Source organism: Nonomuraea sp. NPDC050451 (genome assembly GCF_044458585.1).
Map to the genome: position 1 here is coordinate 526,505 of NZ_JBITHZ010000002.1, position 19,147 is coordinate 545,651.

Consider the following 19,147-nt stretch of genomic DNA (forward strand, 5'->3'; position numbering starts at 1 on the left):
ATATGAGTACAGGGGATGAGTTAAAGGCGGCCGTGTCCGCCCGCCGCGACCTCGGGCCGGAGTTCGAGGATGCCGTGGTCGAGTCCTTCCTCGACAAGATGGGGCAAGAGGTCGATCGGCGGGTGGACGAGCGCATCGCCCAGCGGGAGTCGAAGGGGCCGGTGCGCGACCGGGCGCCCGACGGGCAGCGGCTCGCCCTGGCGATCGTGTCGCTGAGCCTCGGCACCATCTCCACCCTCCTGCTGGTCCTGCTGGGGGACGACAAGGCGGGCTACCTGGTGCCGATCTGGCTCGGGATCATCATCATCAACGTGATCTTCAACTCGGGGAGGTCGAGCGACAAGAGCAGCTGACACGCCCGTCGTTCACGCCGGGGAAGCGTCGGTCTCCACCGACCAGCTCCGGCGTGCGTTCAGCGTGGCGGGCTCGAAGCCGGCCAGCTGCTTGTGGCGAAGGGCGATCTCCTCGCACTCGGCCAGCGGCAGGACGTCCTCGATGTCGGTGAAACCCCGCGGGGCGCGCTGGTGGGCCAGCTTCAGGACGACCTCCGCCCCGTCCTTGCGGTTGGCCGGCACGACGTTGTTCGTGACGGGCCGGCGCTGCTCCTCGTAGAACTCCAGCCCTCGGCCGGTCGCCAGCGCGACACGCCCCCACCCGCCCGTTGGCCACCGACCGCGCTGCCTTTGCATCGGAGGTCCTCCAGCATGGCTGAGCCGCGCCCGATCGCCCCCGCATTCGTGGTGCCCGGCCCGTCCGGTGTCGCCGTACGCGACCGGCTCAAGCACCTCACCCCCGCAGACGAGCAGGCGTTGCGCCTGGTCGGCGCTCATCTGGGCGCGCCGGCCTCGCGCGATCTGAAAGCCCGATGTGCCGACGGGCTGGAGCGCTCTTCCCACACCTGGGCAGCGCGCAAACGTGAGCTGACCGTGCAGTCGTCGGCGCGCTGGGCCGGGGCCATCACCAAGGCATCGAGCGACCTCCTCGTACAGGATCCGTCCTCATGACGGGGAACAGGCCCTATGCCAGCCAGATGAGCCCGGCGAAACGACCGCCCGGCTGCTCCCTGCGGTGCGAGTAGAGCTCCGCCGACTCGATCGTGCAGCGGGCGTCATGGCGTACGTCCTGGACCCCCGCCGCGCGCAGCTGGGCCTCGATCCCGGCCCGCAGGTCGAGCGCGGGCGTCTCCCACGACGTCGTGGACCACGTCTCGGGCACGCGGGAGGCCACCCGCTCGCGCAGCTCGGCGGGCACCTCGTAGCAGCGGCCGCACGCGCCGGGCCCGACCAGCGCGAGCATCCGGCCCGGCTCCGCGCCCTTGCCTGCCATGGCCGCCACCAGGGCCGTCGCGATGCCGGCCTCGGTGCCGGGGCGGCCGGAGTGCGCGGCGCCCACCATGCGCGCCACCGGGTCGGCCACCAGCACCGCCGGGCAGTCGGCCCCGAGCGAGGCCAGCGCCAGCCCCGGCTCGGTGGTGAAGACGCCGTCGAGCGCGGGCGGATCGTCCCCGAAGGGCTCGCTCACGTAGGCGACGTCGGCGCTGTGGACCTGGCGCATGAACACGATGCCCCGCACGCCCAGCTCGGCCGCCACCCCCGCCCGGTTGGCCCGCACGGCCTCCGGGTCGTCGCCGACCATCCCGCCGAGGTTGCGCGACCCGTACGGCGGGGCGCTGACCCCTCCGTGGCGATCGGTGACGGCGACACGCACTCCAGGGGCCAGCTCCATGGCTCGATCTTAGAGCGCGAGGCTCACTGGCCCCGCCAGGTGACCTGCTCCTTGGCGAGGAAGGCGGGGACGGCGGCGTGGAAGTCGGCGCTGCCGAAGACCGTGGCCACGATGTCGTCCCCGTCCGGCAGGCCGGCCACGCGCAGCCGCCTGACCGCCTCCTTTGCGGCCCACATCGACAGCGGCGCGTGGGAGAGCAGCCGCTCCTCCACCTCCGCCTGCCGCGCGGGCAGGTCGTCGAGGGCGCACAGCTCGGCCACGAACCCGGCGGCGTGCGCCTCCTCGGCCGTGTACATGCGGGCCCGCAGCAGCATGTCCAGCGTGCGGGCCGGGCCGAGGTGGTGGACGAGCAGCGAGTACGTGTTCATCGACAGGCAGTTGCCCAGCGTCCTCGCGATGGGAGCCCCGAACCGGGCGCCCGGCACGGCCAGCCGCAGGTCGCAGGCGGCGGCCACGACCAGGCCCCCGCCCACGCAGTAGCCCTGGACGACGGCCACGGTGGGCACCTTGACGCGTTCGAGCCGGTCGATGATCCGCTGGACCTTGCGCTCGTACGCGATCCCGTCGTCCCCGTCGACAAAGGTGGAAAACTGCGAAATATCGGTGCCCGCCACGAAGGCCCGCCCACCGGCCCCCGACAACACGAGCAGCTTGATCGCGGGATCCGCGTCCGCCCGCTCGCAGGCGTCATATAGACCGTCCCACATCGCCCAGGTCAGCGCGTTGTGCTGCTCGGGCCGGTTGAACGTCACCCGCAGCACGGGCCCGTCGGCGACGACGACAAGCTCGGTCACACCGTCTCCTTGACTCTTCGGGGGATGAGCTTCAGCTGTGAGGGACCGGCCGCCAGCAGGGCGGCCAGCACGAGCACCGCCAGCGCGATCGGCCGGGTGAGGATGATCGTCAGGTCGCTGTCCCCATCGTGGACGTCTGCACGAGCGCCTTCTCGAACAGCGGCCCCGGGTGGATCCCGTACATCGTGAACGCCCCCAGCAGCACGGCCGTGGTCGCGCCGTCCGGGATGCCCAGCGCGAGGGTGGGGAGCAGGTAGCCGATCACGCTCCCCCGGGCGATCGCCCCCTTGGAGCGGGACAGCTCCTCCCGGATGATCACCAGGTCCCTGAAGCGGGCCCGGATGGGCTCGGCCGCGCCCTGCCTGATCTGGTAGAGCACCTCCCCCGCCGCGAACAGCCCGATCATCACCTGGACGAGACGGCAACCCGGACAGCAGGTCCACGTCCCCGAAGGTGTAACGGGGCAGCCCCGTGGCCGTGCTGGAGGTCAGCTACCGCGGCATGGACTTCCGCGACCGCGCCCACACGTGCCGGGGCAGGGTGGTGTCCACCGCCGGGAACCGGGCGGAGCTGGAGCTGTGGGGCGAGGACGACATGGGCCGCCGCACCACGCTCGGCAGCGCGGAAGTGATCTACGACGAGGAGTTCAGCGGCTGAGGCGGTGGACGGTGAACGCGCCGCCGCCCCAGCGGCCGATCGCCTCCTCGTCGGCGAAGGCCAGCACGCGCATCATGTTGCCGCCGTCGCTGAGTTCCACGTTGCGGCGCAGCCTCCGCCTCAGCGGGCCGGGCAGGCCGGTCGTGCCGGCCTCGACCGTGTCGCCGTAGTGCGGGGCGAAGGCGACGCCCGCGAAGCCGGTACGCCTCAGCAGAGTGCGCACGGTCCACGAGGAGTAGAACATCAGGTGGTTCCTGGTGAAACCGCTCCACGCCGGCCCGTACGCCTTGAGCAGCAGCGACTGGGCGTTCACGGTCATGATGAGCAGCACGCCGCCGGGCGCCAGCAGCTGCCGGAACCTGCGGAAGTCGTCCAGCGGCCTGGGCAGGTGCGCGAGCACCGACCAGAGCGTGATCACGTCGAATCCGCCGCCGGCGATCTCCGGCACGTCCTCGGGGGCGCCGAAATACGCGCGCGCCCTGCTCAGCCGCTCGTTGGCCTGGGCGACCGACTCCGGCGACAGGTCCACCCCGCAGGCGTCGAACCCGCGCCGCTCGGCCAGCTCCAGGAACAGCCCGGCCCCCGAGCCGAAGTCGAGCAGCCGGCGCTCCTTGCCCTCGTCGAACACCGGCGAGAACGCGTTCATGGTCAGCTCGTAGCGGCGCTGCCGGTTGGCGGCGTACGAGCCGGTCAGGAAGGAGTTGTAGCCGGTGGCGTACAGGTCGCCGAGGCGTTCGGGCAGGATGTTGGGGTTGCGGTAGAGAAAGCCGCACGACGGGCAGCGGACGACGTGATAGTGCCAGCCGTTGCCGGAGGGCTCGTACAGCGGCTGCTGGCGGGACTCCCCGCACATCATGCAGGCCAGGAACTCCTCGTTCGCCTTCAGCGGCCTGAGCCTGCGGTAGTCCGTCAGCTCCATGACCGGGGCCCGCGTGGTCAGCAGCTGCCACTGCGCCTCGCGCACCAGACGCTCCCCCGGACGGACGTACACCCGCTGCGCCCAGGGAACTCCGTCGTATCGGGAGCCATACACCAACCGGCCCAACAGTCGATATGCCATGCGAAGCGTCTTCCCCGACACGAAGGATCGCTATGCGTGAAGATCCGGGCACTTTACGTGTTCTTAGGGCTTCATGGCGAATGATGACAAGCAAGCATATGCTTGGTTCGTGCCTGACTATCGCAATCTCATCGGCGGCGAACTGGTCCCCGCGAGCGACGGCAGATTCCTCGACTCGGTCAATCCGGCCACCGGGGAGGTGTGGGCGCGGATCCCGGCGAGCGGGGCGCCCGACGCCGAGGCGGCCGTGGCGGCGGCCCGGCGCGCCTTCCCCTCCTGGTCGGCGCTGCCCGCCCTGGCCAGGGCGGGTTACCTGCGCAAGGTGTCGGAGGTGTTCGCCCGCAACGCCGAAGAGCTGGCCAGGCTGGAGACGCGCGACAACGGCCGGATCCTGCGCGACACGCTGAAGAAGGACCTGCCGGGGATGGCCTACCTGTGGCAGCTGGCCGCCGGGCAGTGCCTGGACGCGGCCAAGGGCGACACGGTCATCCTCGGCCCGGACACGCTCGGGCTGACGCGGCGGGAGCCGTACGGGGTGGCGGTCTGCATCATCCCGTGGAACTCGCCCATCTCCACGTTCTCGGCCAAGGCGGCGTACGCGCTGGCGGCCGGCAACACGGTGATCGTCAAACCGGCCGAGCAGGCGAGCGCGTCGGTGCTGCGGCTGGGCGAGCTGCTGGCCGAGGTGTTCCCGCCCGGCGTGCTGAACATCGTCAGCGGCCTCGGCGAGGAGGTGGGGGACGCGCTGGTACGGCACCGCGACGTCGCCAAGATCAGCCTCACCGGCTCGACGGCCACCGGCCAGGCCATCACCCGGGCGTCGGCGGACGCGCTGAAGCCGCTGACGTTCGAGCTCGGGGGCAAGTCCCCGAACATCGTCTTCCCCGACGCCGACCTGGACGCGGCCGCCCAGGGCGTCACCGTGAACTCCGTCTACACCGGCAACGCCGGGCAGGTCTGCGTGGCGGGCTCCCGCATCCTCATCCACCACTCGATCTGGGACGAGATGCTGGACCGCATCGCGCGCATCTGCGCCGATCTGGTGCTCGACGACCCCCTCGACCTGCGGACGACCATGGGCCCGATCGTCTCCTCGGCCCAGTACGAGCACGTGAGGTCGTACCTGGAGCTGGCCGAGAAGGAGGGGGCGAGCCTGCTCTTCGGCGGGCGGACGGGGGCGGAGGTGGTGCCCGGCCTCCCGGGCGGCTACTGGGTCTCCCCCACTCTCTACACGACCACGGACAACTCGCTCCGGCTCTGCCAGGAGGAGATCTTCGGCCCGGTGGCGGTGGCCATGCCGTTCTCCTCCGACGAGGAGGCCCTGGCGATCGCGAACGACTCCCGCTACGGACTGGCGGCCGGCGTCTGGACGCGTGACCTGGGGCGGGCGCACCGTTTCGTGCGCGATCTGCAGAGCGGGACGGTGTGGGTGAACACCTTCCGGCAGATGCCGCCCGGCCTCCCGTTCGGGGGCGTCAAGGACAGCGGGTACGGGCACGATTCGGTCCTCGAGTACACCCGCGAAAAGGCGGCCATAATCCAGATTTAGTCGGATAGATTTACGCCTCATGAGCGAGGGGATCAAGGACGAATCCGAGCTGCCGGACGCAGCCGCGCAGTCCCGTGCGTCCGTGTTGCGCAGTCGCGCCGAATCGTACATCGCCCTGTCGAGGTACGACGCCGCGATCGCGGATCTGACGGAATCGATCGCGTTAGTACCGGACAACGCCCGCGCCTGGCGGCTGCGCGGCGAGAGCCATCGCGTCATCGAACGCTACGAGACCGCGCTGGAGGACTTCGACGAGGCGCTCAAGCTGGAGCCGGACAGCGCGTACGCGCTGGGCTCCCGGGGCCAGACGTACGCAGCGATGGGTCGGCTGGACGAGGCCATGACCGACTTCGAGCACGCCCTCACCCTCTCCCCCGACTCCCTGTGGATCCTTGAGGCGAAGGCCGACGTCCTGGTGGACCTGGACCGCCTGGACGAGGCGCTTGAGGAACACGCCAAGATCATCGCTCTGAACGAGGACCTCCCCTACTCCTGGGCCGCCCGCGGCGACCTGTACCAGCGCATGCACCTCTACGCCGAGGCCATCGAGGACTACACCAAGGCGCTGGAGGCGAACCCGGAGTATGTGCGCGCGCTGAGCCGGCGGGGCGAGGCGTACCGCATGATCGACCGGTACGAGGAGGCGCTGGCTGACCTGAGCCGCGCGGTGGAGCTGGACCCCGAGAACGACCGGGCCTACGGCAGCCGGGGCGCGGTGCTGAGCGAGCTGGGCGACAACGAGGCGGCGCTGAGCGACCTGAACCGGGCGATCGAGCTGGACCCCGAGTACATCTGGGCGTTCCGCGTACGCGGGGAGATCCTGCAGGAGATGGAGCGCCACGAGGAGGCGATCTCCGACTTCACCCGGGCCCTCCACCTGGAGTTCGGCGACTGACTTCGAGCGGGCGGGAGTGGCGGCCAGGTGCTCGACCTGGCCGCGCCCCCGTCTATGCGTTGCGGGTCTCCAGCAACCGATCGAGCCTGCGGCCGAGGTCGACCATGTCGTGCCGCAGGGAATCGAATACGCCGAGGATCTCCGCGCGAGCGGAGATGAATTGATCGTTGGTCTGCCGTCGAAGGCCGGTCAGTTCGTCGCCCAGGGCCGCGAAGTCCTGGGAGATCTCCAACTGAACATCCGCGATCTCGGCCCGCATCTCGGCGACGGCGATCTCCGCCGAGGTGATCTGCGAGCCTTTCACGCGTGTACGTCTCCCCGTTCGCAGGTGGGCATGGCTGTAGTCGTCAGAATCTGCGTCGCCGGAACGCACGATCGCTTCGAACGCGTCGATGCGGAGCTTCAATGCGCGGATCTCCGCCTCTATGTCCACGTACTCCTGCCTTTGCATGTACTCGGAAGGGATTCCGTGCCCCGATGACGCGGATCTCCGCTTCCTCTGAGGACATCGTCGCAGGTAGTTCGAGATCGCGATGATCGGCGAGAACGCTCTGGGTGTGGTTTTCTCTGTCTCGGGAGTGCCAGAGATCTCTGCGGGGATGACGTATGTAAGCCGCGCCGTCGCAGGAAATGACCAACCATCCGATGACTCTCCAAGGGGGAGAAATGCGGATGGATCCATGCATGATGGTCGGCATGATTGACAAGATCGCGTGGATCCACCTGGCGGACGGCAAGATCCTCAGCACCCGGTCGCGGGGCAAGACCATCTACTACCTCCCCGGCGGCAAGCGCGAACCCGGCGAGAGCGACCTCGACACCCTCGTCCGCGAGATCGACGAGGAGCTGTCGGTCGCCATCGTCCCCGCCACCGCCGTCCACCTGGGCACGTACCAGGCTCAGGCGGACGGCCACGCCGACGGCGTGATCGTGAAGATGACCTGCTACACCGCCGACCACCAGGGGACGCCGACGCCCAGCAGCGAGATCGAGGAGGTCGTCTGGCTCACCTACGCCGACCGCGACCGCGTGGCGCCCGTGGACCAGATCATCTTCGACGACCTCCACCAGGACGGCCGGCTCCGCTGACCCCCGATGCCCGTCCGGGGCCACCCGGACGGGCATCGAGGCCTACCCCGCCCAGGCAGGCAAGGGGAGGCGGGGCGCGGACAGAGGGCGCATGGCGATGCGGAGCAGGGCCAGCGCGTTGTCGTCACCCGCGATGCGGTTGGCGCTGAGCTCGTCGCAGGACTGGCAGTGGTGGATGATCAGCCACTCCCCGTTCGGCCGGACGGTGATGCTCAGCGCCGCCATCCTGCCCCGGCAGGCCGCGCGGCGGTCCCCCGGGATGCGACGGTCGACGTGGAGGCTCGTCAGGCAGTGCGGGCAGTGGTTGCGGTGGGCGGTGCCCGGCGCGATCATCGGGACGTCCAGCCTGCAGGACACGCAGCGGAACGCGTCCGGGTGATGCGCCTTCTTGCGTTGCTGAGCCCTCTCCCGGGCCGGGTTCCTCCTGGGCATGTCACAGACCGCCGAACGCCTCGAGCGGGAACGGCGGCTGCGCCAGCGGCCGTACGGCCATGCGCATGAGGATGAGCTGGTTGTCGTCCCCGCAGATGGGGTTGGACGTCAGCTCACCGCACCGGGTGCAGCGATGGATGAGCATCCAGTCGCCGGTGCGCAGGACCGCGATCGAGATCGGGATCATCCGCGCCCTGCACTCCGAGGGGCCGCCTTCCGCGCGGTCGAGCACGTGCTGCGAGTGCAGGCAGCTCGGACAGTGGTTGCGGCGGGTGCCGTCCGGCGCGGTCGCGGTCACGGTCAGGCCGCAGCGCACGCACTGGAAGGTTTCGGTGTTCACGATGGAACGTGGTTTGCCATTGGTGGACAACCTGGGTACTCCTTGCCGGAATGACTTTGTCGAAAAGCCAGCAGTCGAAAAGGCAGCAAGAGAGCGCCGAGCGAGCCTCGCGGCGTACGCGGGCATGCTGGTACAGCAGGCGGTCCGGGCCTGTCAGAGGTGATGTTTCAGAGGCAGGATCCGCCCACGGCACGACGAGGCGCGCAAGGCGCGGTGCCAGGCATTAATCCACCCCTCCCCAGATCATGAGCTCCATCGTCAGGACATCACGGAGGCTAGCCGGGCGAGTCCGCCTGCCGCCAATGGTTTTCCTGGCCATCGACCGAATGTTCTTCTAGGTTCGGACGTATGGGCATTGGGACCACCGAGGAACACCAGGCGCTGACCGCCTCCGTGCGGGGGCTCGCCACGCGCACGACCGAGCACGCGGCTCTGGCGGGGCAGGGGATTCTGGGGTTGCATCTGCCGGAGGAGTGCGGGGGGCAGGGGTACGGGCTGCTGGAGTTGTGCGTCGCGCTGGAGGCGCTGGGCGAGCGGCGGGTCGCGGGGGCGTACCTCCCGACCGTCCTGACCTCAGCCGCACTCACCTGGCCCCCAACGGCCCACCCAGCCGAGGTCACCCACCCGGAAACGGACTCCCCAGCCCGAGACGCCACGGTCGCCGGGCCGAGAACGGACCGTCCTTATGCGCCCACCGCGCCACTGATCGCGGGGCTCGCCGACGGGTCCATGACCGCCGCCGTCGCGTTCCCCGCCGAGGGTGGCGAGCCGGGACGGATCCTGGCGCTGGGGTCGCCGGAGGCCGACCTCTTCCTCGTACCGGTGGACGGCCGGGGTTGGGCGGTGCTCGACCGTGCCGACGTCGTCGCCGAGCCCGCCGACGGCGTCGACCTCGACCGCCCGCTCTGCTCCATCACCGCCCGCACCGTACCCGCCGACCGGGTCCTCGGCGAGGTGCCGGTACGAGAGCTCGCCGCCGTACTGCTCGGGGCCGACGCATGCGGCGTGGCGGCGTGGGCAGTGCGGACGGCGGCCGAGTACGCCAAGGTACGCGAGCAGTTCGGGCGGCCGATCGGGCAGTTCCAAGGGGTCAAGCACCGGGTGGCCGCCGCGCTCGTGACCCTCGAACAGGCGCGCGCCGCCGTATGGGACGCCGCCAGAGCCCTGGACGCCACACCAGGAGGTGAGGTCCGACCGGCGACGAAGGACCTCGCCAGGGATGAGCTCGATGGCGAAGCCCGGCCGACGGCAGCGCAAGACCTCACCGAAGATCGGCCCGGAGACGAAGCCCGGCCGACGGCGGCGCAGGACGTCGCCGGAGGTGGGCTCGGAGGCGAAGTCCGGCTGGCGGTGGCGGTGGCCGGGGTGCTGGGGACCGAGGCGGCCGTACGATGCGCGGCGGACGCGATCCAGGTGCTCGGCGGCATCGGCTACACCTTCGAGCACGACGCGCACCGCTACTACCGCCGGGCCCTGTCCGACCGCATGCTGGCCGGCGACCCGGGACCGTGGGCCGAGGAGGTGTGCGGGCTGGCGGTGGCCGGGGTGCGGCGGGCGATGGAGCCGGACCTGCCCGAGGAGGCGTCCGCCGTCAGGGACGCCATCAGGGCGGAGGCCGAGTCGCTACGGGCCGAGGAGCCACTGGCCCGGCTGGGCAGGTTCGCGAGGGAGGGGTGGATCATGCCGTACCTGCCCAGGCCCTGGGGCAGGGACGCCTCGCCACTGGAGCAGGTGATCATCCACCAGGAGTTCCGCGACCTCAAACGACCGAACCTGGGCATCGCGGCCTGGGCCGTCCCCTCCATCGTCCGGTACGGCACACGGGAGCAGCAGGAGCGGTTCCTGCCGAAGACGTTCACCGGGGAGATCGTGTGGTGCCAGCTGTTCAGCGAGCCCGACGCCGGGTCCGACCTGGCCGGGCTGGCGACGAAAGCCACGAGGGTCGAGGGTGGCTGGTCGCTGACGGGTCAGAAGATCTGGACGTCCCTCGCGCAGTACGCCCACTGGGGCATCTGCCTCGCCCGGACTTCTCCCGAAAAAGCGAAACATAACGGCATCACGTACTTCCTGGTGGACATGGCGTCCCAGGGGGTCACCGTCAGGCCGCTCAAGGAGATCAACGGGGACGAGGTGTTCAACGAGGTCTTCCTCGACGACGTCTTCGTACCGGACGATCTGGTCGTCGGCGCGGTGGACGAGGGCTGGCGGGTGGCCCGCGACACGCTCTCCTACGAACGCGTCGCACTAGGCGACTCCTGGGGACCCGGCTCGCAGCACACCGACATGGCCGAACTGATCGCGAAGCTGCCCCCACTGCGGCAGTCGCAACGCGAGCAGGCCGGTCGACTGTGGGCCGAGGGCCAGGCCATCTCGGCGCTCGGCCTGCGCGCGACACTCTCCAAGCTGTCCGACCCCAAGCTGTCCGACTCCGGGCTATCCGACGCCGGGCTATCCGGCGACGGCTCGGGCGGCTTTGGACGGCCCGGCTCGGGCGGCTCCGGACAGTCCGGCTCGGGTGCCGCAGATAGGCCCGGGGCCGATGCCGCGATCGCCTCCAGCGTGCGGAAGCTGCTCGGCATGCGGCACGCTCAGGCGATCTCGGAGTTCTGCTGGTCGCTGACCCCGGCGAGCCGCCACTGGAGCCGCATGATCCTCGCGACGCGGGCGTTCACGATCGGCGGCGGCACCACGGAGGTGCAGCTCAACATCATCGCCGAACGCGCCCTCGGCCTGCCGCGCGACCCGTGATCAGCTCTTGGGGTAGTACGGCGCCGCCAGGTGCGCGTACACGATCGTGTTGTCCCGGTAGCTGTGCGCCTGCCGGTCGAACGTCCCGCCGCAGGTCACCAGCCGCAACCCGGGATAGGTGAGCTTGCCGTACACCTTCTTGACGGGGAAGCTGCGCTTCGGCGTGTGCTCGACCTTGTCGACGACGAACACGGCCACCGAGCGGTCGGCACGCAGCACCTGCACCTGGTCGCCGCGCTTGACGTTCTTGAGGTTGGCGAAGACGGCGGGGCCGGACCTGGTGTCCAGGTGGCCGGTGATCACGGCAGCGCCGCGCTGGCCGGGCACGGGGCCGTAGCGGTACCAGCCGACCAGGTCCGGGGGGTCGAACGGCGGGTTCTCGATGGCGCCCTCAGCGTCCAGGCCCAGCTCCATGAGCCGGGCGGCCACGCCGATGGACGGGATGTAGACGGCGGTCGGCTTGGCGGCCCGCATGGGCGCGGCTACCTTGCCTAGCGGCAGGCCGGTGACCGGGGCCGCGCCCTCCATGGGTTCGCGTCGCGTGGCGGCGACGGGCTCCGGCGCGGGCTCGTCACCGACGATGCCGCTCAACCCGAGCCCGATCAGCAACGCCCCGGCCAACGACACCGTACCGGCCACGACCAGCATCATCCGCTGCCCGGACCTTCGGCCACCACCGCCCAACTCCCGCCCCTCGGCAGACTCCGGGCCCATGCGCGACTCACGGCTCATAACAGACACCGACCCACCCGCGACCGGACCCTGCCCCGCGACGGGACCCTGCCCCGCAAGCAAACCTCGCCCCGCGACCGGACCCGCGACCGGACCTCGCCCCGCGACCGAGCCCTGCCCCGGGTCCGGACCTTGCCCCGCGGGCGCCTGCGGCCCATGGGCGACTCCCGACCCTCAGCAGCCGCCGGGCCCACCACCCGCTCCCAGCCCTCGACCCACTCCCAGCCCGTGCACGCCCACAGGACTTCGACCACCCGGCCCGCGACCTGCTCCCGGCCCCTGCGCGACGCCTGGCCCTCAGCCAAGCCCCGGCGCGCGGCCGGGTCCGGGAACTCGGCTGGGTCTCGCGGTTCGGCTGGATCACGACGCCTGGTTGGATCCCAACGCTCAGCTGGGTTCCGGCGCACGGCTGGACCCCAACGCTCAACTGGGCCCCGGCGCACGGCTGGACCCCAACGCTCGGCCGGATCCCGACGCCCGGCTGGATCCCAACACGCGGTGGGATCTCGGCGCTCGGCCGGATCCGGCGCTCGGCTGGGTCCTGGTCCGGGGTTTTCGCTGCGGCCAAGCTAGGCGACACCCTTGCGGCGCCGTACCGCGACTCCGGCCAGGCCGGCGCCCGTCAGCAGTGCCACCCCGCCCAGCGCGAACGGCCACATCGGGTCGTCCGGGGCGAGCCCGCCGCCGCCGGTCTCCGGGTGCCCCCTTGGCACCCGGTGCTCTTCCTCGCCCGCAGGACGCCACGGCCGCGCGGACTCCTCCGGCCCCGGCCAGGAGTCGCCGGGGCCGGGCTCGGCGGAGGGCGGCGGGGTCGGCTGCTCGGGCTCGGGTTCGGGCTGCTCGTCGCAGAGAAGCGGCAGCGGAAGGAGGCAGGTGGGCAGATCGACCGGCAGGTCGACCGGAAGATCGGGACCGGTCCGGGCGGAGGCGTAGGACGGGCCCGCCAGGGTCACTCCTCCCACCACGAAGACGGCCACCAGCGCCGCTAGATGTCGCGCTTTTGCCATGAGACAAGGCTCCAGGAATCGGTTGTCGCCCCCCGATACACAAGAGAGCCTTGCGAATTATTAGATAACGAGTCAAGTAATGTGACCGAAGTGAAATCAGCCAGACACGGAGGGTTTAAGCACGTCCCAATGTGGCAGGAAATAACCTCATAAAGGGGGACAAATGCCATGAGCAATCCACAGCAGCCCGAGATTCGCAGATCAGGCAAATCGCCCACCGAGTTCAAGTCCGCCCACCTCGTTCCCGAAAAGCAGCGCGGCGCCAGGCGCGCCGACCACCCGCACGCGACGGACAAGGGCAACAAAGGGGGCGGCAAGGGCGGCGGCGTGCCTCCCGACCAGCGCTCGCCGTACCCGGGGTGAGCCGAAGTGAAAGGCAGCCTGCAGTTCATCGGCAACGCGACCACGCTGATCCGCTACAACGGCCTCACGCTGCTGACCGATCCCAACTTCCTGCACCGGGGCCAGCGGGCGTACCTGGGCTACGGCCTGTCCTCACGCCGCCTCACCGACCCGGCCGTGGAGATCGAGGAGCTGCCGCCGCTCGACGGGGTGGTGCTGTCGCACCTGCACGGTGACCACTGGGACCGGGTCGCCCGCAGGAAGCTGGACAAGGACACGGTGATCGTCACGACGACCTCGGCGGCCCGCAAACTCCGCCTCCAGGGCTTCCACCGCAGCGTGGGGCTGGAGGAATGGCACACGCACGAGCTACGCGGCGCGCACGGCACCGTAAAGATCACCGCGCTGCCCGCCAAGCACGCGCCGGGCCCGGCCGAGGCGCTGCTGCCGCCCGTGATCGGGACGATGCTGGAGTTCCGCAACCTGGACGAACGGGTGGAGCTGACCGTGCACGTCAGCGGCGACACGCTGCTCGACCGCCACCTGGACGCGATCCCGCGCCGCTTCCCCGACATCGACCTGGCCATCGTGCACCTGGGCGGTACCCGGCTGCTCGGCCTCCTGCTCGTCACGATGGACGGCGAGCAGGGCGCGTCGTGGTGCGACCTCATGAACCCGCACGCGGTCGTGCCGGTGCACTACGACGACTACGCCGCCTTCAGCTCGCCGCTGGACGACTTCCGCCACCACATCGAGCAGAACGGCCTGGCCGACCGGGTCGTCTATATGCGGCGGGGCGAGATCCGCGAACTCGCCCCGCACCACCTCGTCCGCTAGCTAGTCGGCGTTCCGGGCCCGGCTCGGCTGGACGCGCATGGGCTCGCCCGGCATCTTCGGGTAGTTGGGCGGGTACGGCATGTCGCCCCGGTCGTCCTTGGCGTAGAGCTCCAGCAGCGGCTCGATCGAGTACGCCACGTCGTCGATGGCCGCGTGCACGTCGCCCACCTCGGCGAACCGGGCCGGCACCGTACGGATGTCGAAGTCACGCGGGTCGGCGTCGACCAGCTCGTCCCAGGTCAGCGGGGCCGAGACGGGGGCGTGCGGCTGGGCCCTGACGGAGTAGGCGCTGGCGACGGTACGGTCTCGGGCGTTCTGGTTGAAGTCGATGAACACCCGCTCCCCGCGCTCCTCCTTCCACCACGCCGTGGTCACCAGCCCCGGGTCCCGGTCCTCGACGGCCCTGGCCAGGGCGATGCCGGCGTGGCGTACCTGGATGAAGTCCCAGCGCGGCTCGATGCGCACGGCGATGTGCACGCCCCGGTTGCCCGACGTCTTCACGAACCCGGTCATCCCCAGCTCCCCCAGCACCTCCCTGGTGAGCAGCGCGGCCTTGCGGGCGGCGTCGAAGTCGAGGCCCGGCTGCGGGTCCAGGTCGACGCGCAGCTCGTCGGGGTGCTCGACGTCGGAGGCCCGCACCTGCCAGGGGTGGAAGTCGATGGTGCCGAGGTTCGCGGAGTAGGCGATGGCCGCCACCTCGGTGACCCGCAACGACTGCGCCGTACGACCGCTCGGGAACCGCACCGTCACCGACTGGAGCCAGTCGGGGTGCTTGGGCGGCATCCGCTTCTGATAGATCGCCTCGGTCTGGACGCCGTCGGGGTGGCGCTTGAGGTTGGTGGGCCGGTCCTTGAGCGCGCGCAGGGCGCCCTCGCCGATGCTCACGTAGTACTCGACCAGCTCCCGCTTGGTGGCGCCGATCTCAGGGAAGTAGACCTTGTCGGGGTTGGTGACCTTGACGGTCCGCTCCCCCACCTGAAGCTCAATGTACGGCGATGCCATGCACCGAACCTATCTCCTGCTTATGGCCTCCGCTCCGCAGAGGCGGGCTCGATCGCTTCGAGCCGTCGCGCGTCGTGGACGAGGTGGGCCCGTCCCGGAGCCGCCTCGGTGGCGGGACCGAGGGCTCGACGGGACGGGCCGCTAGATCACCCGCCGCCGTTCCGGGCGCTGGCGCGCCACCCGGCCGGCCGTGACGATCCCCAGCGGCTCCAGCACGGGCGTGGGCTGTGCCGCCTGGCGGGATCTGCGGATGATCTCACCCCTGACAGGAGGCGATGACACCCCCTTGCCTACAAAGACGCGAATTCACCCCAGAACAGATGCTTCAGCCTGCGAAGATCTCTTTTTGCCTGATCTCTCATCGCTTCCGATCTCGTACGCTGGACGCATGGAGAAGGTGGTCAAGAGCGAGGCCGAGTGGCGGGTCCAGCTCTCGCCTGAGGAGTTCCACGTCCTCAGGGAGGCCGGGACCGAGCGCCCGTTCACGGGCGAATACGTCGACACCAAGGCGGAGGGCGTCTACTCGTGCCGCGCATGCGGGGCGGAGCTGTTCCGGTCGGACACGAAGTTCGAGTCGCACTGCGGGTGGCCGAGCTTCTTCGCGCCGGGCGACTCCGACGCGGTCCGGCTGATCGAGGACCGCAGCCACGGAATGGTGCGTACGGAGGTGCGGTGCGCGCGGTGCGACTCGCATCTGGGGCACGTGTTCCACGGCGAGGGATATCCCACTCCGACCGACGACCGTTACTGCATCAACTCGATCTCCCTTAGGCTTGAACCCAAGGGGTGATCGGCCAGCGACAGCGCGTACCGATCACCTGCCTCGGGTAGGAGTTTTGCGTGCGCTTTGTCCATCTGCGCCATCGCTGGGTGACGATTGAGACCATCGGGCGGGTCGTGACGCAACGGTGTGACGTGTGCGCCAAGACCCGCGTCCGGGTCCGCTAGTCAGGTTCGGGGTGAGTGACGCGACAGCTGCTGTCGGAAGGGCCGAGGATGTTGGCGAGCACGGGATTCCCGTTCTCGCCGAACTCTGCCTGTACGAACACGACCGGATTGGCCACTCCCCGCGCGCGCAGGTAGGCGAGACCGCGCTCGCACAGCGTGATCGCTTGGGACGAGTTTCCCGCCGTTTCCGGTAAATCCGTGTAAATGCGCAAATATCCGCCGACCGTGCGGATGTCCTTGAGGCGTTTCAGCGCCTTGTCGTCCGGACCCCAGTGCGTACGGAAATACTCGGACGCCTGCTGATCGGTGTGCCGCGACGGGCCGTTCGCCCTGTACCCCTCCGCCTCGCCGGGGTCGGGCCCCTCCGCCAGCAGGTCCTCCGCGTCGGTGGTGCCCGGTACCAGCCCTGGCTCGACCGTACCGGGAGAAGCCGGAGCAGCCGGGCTCGGAGCGGCCTGGGACGGCGGCTCGGACTTCGGCAGCTCACGTGCCTTGGCCTCCGCGCTCGCCCCCGCGCTGATGGTGCTCTTGCCGGGCAGCGCCGCTGAGCCGTTCTCCGGCTGGGCCCGAGCCTGCGGCGTCAGTCGCGCCTGCTGGGACGAGGCTGCGGTCAGCGCCCCGCCGAAGTTCCCGTTCGCGCCGAGCACCGCGGCCACGCCGCCGGCCAGCGCCACGGCCCCGACCGCGCCGGCAGCCCACCGCCGGCCCAGGCCGCGCCGCCGCGCGTGCCGCGAGCGCGTCGCCACATGACGGCCGGCCGCGCGCCGCCGGCTCCCCCGTTTTCCCGATCCACCCATCACCCCGCCCTCCCCGCCTCCGTGGAACGCCGCCACGGAACGCCGCCACGGAACGCCCCTGGAACGCGTCTTGGAACGTGCCACCGCAAGCCGCCCGTACGAACAGAGGATTTCCCTGATTGTGACAAAGCGGATAGATCAATTCGCCTGGATCGCCAACTTCGGCCTCACTCTTTGGTGATCGACCGCAGCAAGAGAGTCGTTATCCGGACAGCCTCCGGGGCAGCGAGAGAGCAGGGGCGATGGATCGTTCCACCCTCGAGAAGCGGCCCGGATGAGCAGGAGGTGGTCCCGTGATTGAGGCAACCGGCAGGGTGGCGTTGGTGACGGGGGCCAGCAGCGGAATCGGTGCGGCCACCGCACGCGTTCTGGCCGCGCGAGGGATGCGCGTGGTGGTCAACTACCTCCGCAGCGCCAGGGCGGCCGAGGAGGTCGTGGCCGGCATCGAGGCCGCAGGCGGCCGGGCCATGACCGCGCAGGCCGACGTACGCGCGGCGACGGCGGTCGAACGCATGGTCCATCAGGTTCAGGCGGCATGGGGCGGCATCGACGTGCTCGTGCACAACGCGCTCACCCCCTATGTGGTCAAGCCGTTCCACGACATGACGTGGGAGGAACTGGGCGGCAAGCTCGATGACGAGATGCGTGCGGCGTTCACGGTCACCAAAGCCGTCCTGCCCGCCATGACCGAACAGGGCTGGGGACGCATCATCTATCTCGGTACCGGCCTCAGCCGCCGGCCCCGGGAGGGCATGATCGCGCTGGGCACCGCCAAGGCGGCACTGGCGCAGTTCGCCCGGTACCTCGCCCAGGAACTGGGCCCGCGGGGCATCACGGTCAACGTCGTCGAGCCCGGCCCGGTTTCGGACACCCGTATGTCGAACGTGCTCGACGAGGAGCTCAAGCAGCGGCAGGTGGCCGCCACCCCGCTGGGCCGCCTGGCGCACCCGGACGACGTCGCCCAAGCGGTCGCCTTCTACGCCGCCGAGGACAACGTCTTCATGACCGGCACCACGGCCGCGGTCAACGGCGGGATGGCCATGTACTGATGCCCGGCCGTCCTGCGGACACGGGGCCGTAACGTCCCGGCCGACGGCACGCCGTCACCCGGCACCATGGCCCGCGGCACGCTCGGCGCATGGCGCTGCGCGACGGCTGCTCCTGGGACGAGGAGCGGCTGCGCCACGTCGCCACCATCGGGCTCGGCCGGGCACTGCTGTCCCGGCTGGCCGCCCTGGTCGGCAGCACCATGGCACCGGAGGCGATCCACGACGAACCCGACACCACGGTCCGGCTGACGTTCCTCGGCCGGCACACCGCGGACGAAGCCCGAGCCCACCACGAGACGTTCATCGCACCACATTTCACCACCGACGGCGCCACCGCGATCATCGCGGTCGGCGCCGAACTCGGCGTCCCTGCCACCGTCACCGCAGCCGAGTTCTACCGCACGGCGGCACCCTGAGCCCTCGGCTCCTGGCGCTGACCCGTTACGGGAGGGCCGCCACCAGCTCCCGCACCGGCTTGCGGGCGCCCGTGTAGAACGGGATCTCCACGCGCGTGTGGCGGCGGGCCTGGGCGCCCCGCAGCGTACGCATCAGGTCGACGATCCTGTGCAGCTCGTCGGCCTCGAACGCCAGCATCCACTCGTAGTCGTTGAGCGAGAAGCACGCCACCGTGTTGGCCCGCACGTCGGGATAGTCGCGCGCCATCCTGCCGTGCTCGGCGAGCATGGCCCGGCGCTCGGAGTCTTCTAGCAGATACCACTCGTACGACCGCACGAACGGATAGACGCTCACGTAGGCCCGCGGCTCCTCCTCCGCGAGGAAGGCCGGGATGTGCGACTTGTTGAACTCGGCCGGCCGGTGCAGCGCCATGGCCGACCAGACGGGCCTGCTGTGGCGGCCCAGCTCGGTGCGCCGGAACCTGGAGTAGACGTCCTGCAGGTCCTCGGGGTTGGGCGCGTGCCACCAGAACATGAAGTCGGCGTCGGCCCGCAGCCCGGCCACGTCGTAGACCCCCCTGGTCACGACGCCCTTGCCGGCGGCCTGGTCAAGCAGCTCCTCGACCTCAGCCGTCAGGCCGTCACGGTCGGCGGGACACGGCTCGGTCACCTGGAAGACCGACCACATCGTGTAACGGATCACCTGGTTGAGATCGCGGGCCTTGGGCCGCGGGGCTGCCTCTGTCATG

General features: G+C 70.2%; 26 protein-coding genes. 12 read left to right on the forward strand and 14 right to left on the reverse strand.

The window, feature by feature from the left end:
- The first annotated feature begins 2 nt into the window (after positions 1 to 2).
- Positions 3 to 353 carry a hypothetical protein gene (locus ACIBI9_RS08460; RefSeq protein WP_397221290.1) on the forward strand — a complete coding sequence of 117 codons (351 nt, stop codon included), beginning with the start codon at positions 3 to 5 and terminating at the stop codon, positions 351 to 353.
- A gap of 12 nt (positions 354 to 365) precedes the next feature.
- Here the strand turns inward: ACIBI9_RS08460 and ACIBI9_RS08465 are convergent, their stop codons facing one another.
- Entirely contained in the window at positions 366 to 689 is a 324-nt protein-coding gene (locus ACIBI9_RS08465) for a hypothetical protein (protein ID WP_397221292.1), read from the reverse strand.
- Positions 690 to 704: 15 nt separating this feature from the next.
- Here ACIBI9_RS08465 and ACIBI9_RS08470 point away from each other — a divergent pair, with 15 nt between their 5' ends.
- Positions 705 to 1,004, forward strand: coding sequence for a hypothetical protein (locus tag ACIBI9_RS08470; RefSeq protein WP_397221293.1), 300 nt, complete (start codon positions 705 to 707; stop codon positions 1,002 to 1,004).
- A 13-nt stretch (positions 1,005 to 1,017) separates the two neighbouring features.
- Here the strand turns inward: ACIBI9_RS08470 and pgeF are convergent, their stop codons facing one another.
- From pgeF to ACIBI9_RS08485, 3 genes are all read right to left on the reverse strand, one after another.
- Positions 1,018 to 1,725, reverse strand: a complete 708-nt coding sequence (gene pgeF, locus ACIBI9_RS08475; protein ID WP_397221294.1) for a peptidoglycan editing factor PgeF — start codon at positions 1,723 to 1,725, stop codon at positions 1,018 to 1,020.
- 23 nt (positions 1,726 to 1,748) lie between these two features.
- Positions 1,749 to 2,519, reverse strand: a complete 771-nt coding sequence (locus ACIBI9_RS08480) for an enoyl-CoA hydratase/isomerase family protein (protein ID WP_397221295.1) — start codon at positions 2,517 to 2,519, stop codon at positions 1,749 to 1,751.
- A 109-nt stretch (positions 2,520 to 2,628) separates the two neighbouring features.
- A complete protein-coding gene (locus ACIBI9_RS08485) occupies positions 2,629 to 2,925 on the reverse strand; it encodes a tripartite tricarboxylate transporter permease (protein ID WP_397221296.1) in 297 nt (98 codons plus the stop codon).
- A 65-nt stretch (positions 2,926 to 2,990) separates the two neighbouring features.
- Between ACIBI9_RS08485 and ACIBI9_RS08490 the strand changes: the two genes are divergently transcribed.
- Positions 2,991 to 3,176, forward strand: a complete 186-nt coding sequence (locus ACIBI9_RS08490; RefSeq protein ID WP_397221297.1) for a hypothetical protein — start codon at positions 2,991 to 2,993, stop codon at positions 3,174 to 3,176.
- Here ACIBI9_RS08490 and ACIBI9_RS08495 read toward each other — a convergent pair.
- Positions 3,166 to 4,140 carry a class I SAM-dependent methyltransferase gene (locus ACIBI9_RS08495; RefSeq protein WP_397221299.1) on the reverse strand — a complete coding sequence of 325 codons (975 nt, stop codon included), beginning with the start codon at positions 4,138 to 4,140 and terminating at the stop codon, positions 3,166 to 3,168. The two genes, ACIBI9_RS08490 and ACIBI9_RS08495, sit on opposite strands and share 11 nt — an antisense overlap.
- 205 nt (positions 4,141 to 4,345) lie before the next feature.
- Between ACIBI9_RS08495 and ACIBI9_RS08500 the strand changes: the two genes are divergently transcribed.
- Together ACIBI9_RS08500 and ACIBI9_RS08505 are read left to right on the forward strand one after the other, a co-directional pair.
- Entirely contained in the window at positions 4,346 to 5,785 is a 1,440-nt protein-coding gene (locus ACIBI9_RS08500; protein ID WP_397221300.1) for an aldehyde dehydrogenase family protein, read from the forward strand.
- 19 nt (positions 5,786 to 5,804) lie between these two features.
- Positions 5,805 to 6,680 (forward strand): tetratricopeptide repeat protein, encoded by an 876-nt coding sequence (locus ACIBI9_RS08505; protein ID WP_397221301.1) that lies wholly within the window; start codon positions 5,805 to 5,807, stop codon positions 6,678 to 6,680.
- A gap of 52 nt (positions 6,681 to 6,732) precedes the next feature.
- Here the strand turns inward: ACIBI9_RS08505 and ACIBI9_RS08510 are convergent, their stop codons facing one another.
- Positions 6,733 to 7,113 (reverse strand): hypothetical protein, encoded by a 381-nt coding sequence (locus tag ACIBI9_RS08510; RefSeq protein ID WP_394490201.1) that lies wholly within the window; start codon positions 7,111 to 7,113, stop codon positions 6,733 to 6,735.
- Positions 7,114 to 7,376: 263 nt separating this feature from the next.
- Here ACIBI9_RS08510 and ACIBI9_RS08515 point away from each other — a divergent pair, with 263 nt between their 5' ends.
- Positions 7,377 to 7,769, forward strand: coding sequence for an NUDIX domain-containing protein (locus ACIBI9_RS08515; protein WP_397221302.1), 393 nt, complete (start codon positions 7,377 to 7,379; stop codon positions 7,767 to 7,769).
- A 42-nt stretch (positions 7,770 to 7,811) separates the two neighbouring features.
- Here the strand turns inward: ACIBI9_RS08515 and ACIBI9_RS08520 are convergent, their stop codons facing one another.
- Together ACIBI9_RS08520 and ACIBI9_RS08525 are read right to left on the reverse strand one after the other, a co-directional pair.
- Positions 7,812 to 8,201 (reverse strand): RNHCP domain-containing protein, encoded by a 390-nt coding sequence (locus ACIBI9_RS08520; protein WP_397221303.1) that lies wholly within the window; start codon positions 8,199 to 8,201, stop codon positions 7,812 to 7,814.
- Between the two features lies 1 nt (position 8,202).
- On the reverse strand, positions 8,203 to 8,571 hold the full coding sequence (locus ACIBI9_RS08525; protein WP_397221304.1) for an RNHCP domain-containing protein: 369 nt from the start codon (positions 8,569 to 8,571) through the stop codon (positions 8,203 to 8,205).
- Between the two features lie 318 nt (positions 8,572 to 8,889).
- Between ACIBI9_RS08525 and ACIBI9_RS08530 the strand changes: the two genes are divergently transcribed.
- Positions 8,890 to 11,289: an acyl-CoA dehydrogenase gene (locus tag ACIBI9_RS08530; protein WP_397221306.1), complete on the forward strand. Its 2,400-nt coding sequence runs from the start codon at positions 8,890 to 8,892 to the stop codon at positions 11,287 to 11,289.
- Here the strand turns inward: ACIBI9_RS08530 and ACIBI9_RS08535 are convergent, their stop codons facing one another.
- Both ACIBI9_RS08535 and ACIBI9_RS08540 read right to left on the reverse strand, forming a co-directional pair.
- The gene (locus tag ACIBI9_RS08535) at positions 11,290 to 11,940 is read right to left on the reverse strand and encodes a class F sortase (protein WP_397221307.1); all 651 of its coding nucleotides are present in this window, start codon (positions 11,938 to 11,940) and stop codon (positions 11,290 to 11,292) included.
- A gap of 650 nt (positions 11,941 to 12,590) precedes the next feature.
- Positions 12,591 to 13,028, reverse strand: coding sequence for a hypothetical protein (locus ACIBI9_RS08540; protein WP_397221308.1), 438 nt, complete (start codon positions 13,026 to 13,028; stop codon positions 12,591 to 12,593).
- A 168-nt stretch (positions 13,029 to 13,196) separates the two neighbouring features.
- Here ACIBI9_RS08540 and ACIBI9_RS08545 point away from each other — a divergent pair, with 168 nt between their 5' ends.
- Both ACIBI9_RS08545 and ACIBI9_RS08550 read left to right on the forward strand, forming a co-directional pair.
- Positions 13,197 to 13,391 (forward strand): hypothetical protein, encoded by a 195-nt coding sequence (locus tag ACIBI9_RS08545; protein ID WP_394490215.1) that lies wholly within the window; start codon positions 13,197 to 13,199, stop codon positions 13,389 to 13,391.
- Between the two features lie 6 nt (positions 13,392 to 13,397).
- A complete protein-coding gene (locus ACIBI9_RS08550) occupies positions 13,398 to 14,207 on the forward strand; it encodes an MBL fold metallo-hydrolase (RefSeq protein WP_397221309.1) in 810 nt (269 codons plus the stop codon).
- On the opposite strand, the gene ligD is transcribed toward ACIBI9_RS08550, so the two are convergent.
- The gene (gene ligD / locus ACIBI9_RS08555) at positions 14,208 to 15,209 is read right to left on the reverse strand and encodes a non-homologous end-joining DNA ligase (RefSeq protein ID WP_397221310.1); all 1,002 of its coding nucleotides are present in this window, start codon (positions 15,207 to 15,209) and stop codon (positions 14,208 to 14,210) included.
- A 141-nt stretch (positions 15,210 to 15,350) separates the two neighbouring features.
- On the reverse strand, positions 15,351 to 15,491 hold the full coding sequence (locus ACIBI9_RS08560; protein ID WP_387566941.1) for a hypothetical protein: 141 nt from the start codon (positions 15,489 to 15,491) through the stop codon (positions 15,351 to 15,353).
- Between the two features lie 106 nt (positions 15,492 to 15,597).
- Here ACIBI9_RS08560 and msrB point away from each other — a divergent pair, with 106 nt between their 5' ends.
- The gene (gene msrB, locus ACIBI9_RS08565; protein WP_397221311.1) at positions 15,598 to 15,999 is read left to right on the forward strand and encodes a peptide-methionine (R)-S-oxide reductase MsrB; all 402 of its coding nucleotides are present in this window, start codon (positions 15,598 to 15,600) and stop codon (positions 15,997 to 15,999) included.
- A gap of 154 nt (positions 16,000 to 16,153) precedes the next feature.
- On the opposite strand, the gene ACIBI9_RS08570 is transcribed toward msrB, so the two are convergent.
- Positions 16,154 to 16,903, reverse strand: a complete 750-nt coding sequence (locus ACIBI9_RS08570; protein ID WP_397221312.1) for a hypothetical protein — start codon at positions 16,901 to 16,903, stop codon at positions 16,154 to 16,156.
- 344 nt (positions 16,904 to 17,247) lie between these two features.
- Here ACIBI9_RS08570 and ACIBI9_RS08575 point away from each other — a divergent pair, with 344 nt between their 5' ends.
- Both ACIBI9_RS08575 and ACIBI9_RS08580 read left to right on the forward strand, forming a co-directional pair.
- Complete coding sequence (locus tag ACIBI9_RS08575) at positions 17,248 to 18,003, forward strand: SDR family NAD(P)-dependent oxidoreductase (protein ID WP_397221313.1); 756 nt, start codon at positions 17,248 to 17,250, stop codon at positions 18,001 to 18,003.
- Between the two features lie 89 nt (positions 18,004 to 18,092).
- Positions 18,093 to 18,419 carry a hypothetical protein gene (locus ACIBI9_RS08580; protein ID WP_397221314.1) on the forward strand — a complete coding sequence of 109 codons (327 nt, stop codon included), beginning with the start codon at positions 18,093 to 18,095 and terminating at the stop codon, positions 18,417 to 18,419.
- A 25-nt stretch (positions 18,420 to 18,444) separates the two neighbouring features.
- Here the strand turns inward: ACIBI9_RS08580 and hemQ are convergent, their stop codons facing one another.
- Positions 18,445 to 19,146: a hydrogen peroxide-dependent heme synthase gene (hemQ, locus tag ACIBI9_RS08585; protein WP_397221315.1), complete on the reverse strand. Its 702-nt coding sequence runs from the start codon at positions 19,144 to 19,146 to the stop codon at positions 18,445 to 18,447.
- Position 19,147: the final 1 nt, after the last annotated feature.

Excerpts from the sequence above, each read along its gene's own strand:
- ACIBI9_RS08460 (WP_397221290.1), top strand. The coding sequence starts at position 3 with ATGAGTACAGGGGATGAGTTAAAGGCGGCCGTGTCCGCCCGCCGCGAC.
- ACIBI9_RS08465 (WP_397221292.1), bottom strand. The coding sequence starts at position 689 with ATGCAAAGGCAGCGCGGTCGGTGGCCAACGGGCGGGTGGGGGCGTGTC.
- ACIBI9_RS08470 (WP_397221293.1), top strand. The coding sequence starts at position 705 with ATGGCTGAGCCGCGCCCGATCGCCCCCGCATTCGTGGTGCCCGGCCCG.
- pgeF (WP_397221294.1), bottom strand. The coding sequence starts at position 1,725 with ATGGAGCTGGCCCCTGGAGTGCGTGTCGCCGTCACCGATCGCCACGGA.
- ACIBI9_RS08485 (WP_397221296.1), bottom strand. The coding sequence starts at position 2,925 with ATGATCGGGCTGTTCGCGGCGGGGGAGGTGCTCTACCAGATCAGGCAG.
- ACIBI9_RS08505 (WP_397221301.1), top strand. The coding sequence starts at position 5,805 with ATGAGCGAGGGGATCAAGGACGAATCCGAGCTGCCGGACGCAGCCGCG.
- ACIBI9_RS08515 (WP_397221302.1), top strand. The coding sequence starts at position 7,377 with ATGATTGACAAGATCGCGTGGATCCACCTGGCGGACGGCAAGATCCTC.
- ACIBI9_RS08520 (WP_397221303.1), bottom strand. The coding sequence starts at position 8,201 with ATGCCCAGGAGGAACCCGGCCCGGGAGAGGGCTCAGCAACGCAAGAAG.
- ACIBI9_RS08530 (WP_397221306.1), top strand. The coding sequence starts at position 8,890 with ATGGGCATTGGGACCACCGAGGAACACCAGGCGCTGACCGCCTCCGTG.
- ACIBI9_RS08535 (WP_397221307.1), bottom strand. The coding sequence starts at position 11,940 with ATGATGCTGGTCGTGGCCGGTACGGTGTCGTTGGCCGGGGCGTTGCTG.
- ACIBI9_RS08540 (WP_397221308.1), bottom strand. The coding sequence starts at position 13,028 with ATGGCAAAAGCGCGACATCTAGCGGCGCTGGTGGCCGTCTTCGTGGTG.
- ACIBI9_RS08545 (WP_394490215.1), top strand. The coding sequence starts at position 13,197 with ATGAGCAATCCACAGCAGCCCGAGATTCGCAGATCAGGCAAATCGCCC.
- ligD (WP_397221310.1), bottom strand. The coding sequence starts at position 15,209 with ATGGCATCGCCGTACATTGAGCTTCAGGTGGGGGAGCGGACCGTCAAG.
- msrB (WP_397221311.1), top strand. The coding sequence starts at position 15,598 with ATGGAGAAGGTGGTCAAGAGCGAGGCCGAGTGGCGGGTCCAGCTCTCG.
- ACIBI9_RS08580 (WP_397221314.1), top strand. The coding sequence starts at position 18,093 with ATGGCGCTGCGCGACGGCTGCTCCTGGGACGAGGAGCGGCTGCGCCAC.
- hemQ (WP_397221315.1), bottom strand. The coding sequence starts at position 19,146 with ATGACAGAGGCAGCCCCGCGGCCCAAGGCCCGCGATCTCAACCAGGTG.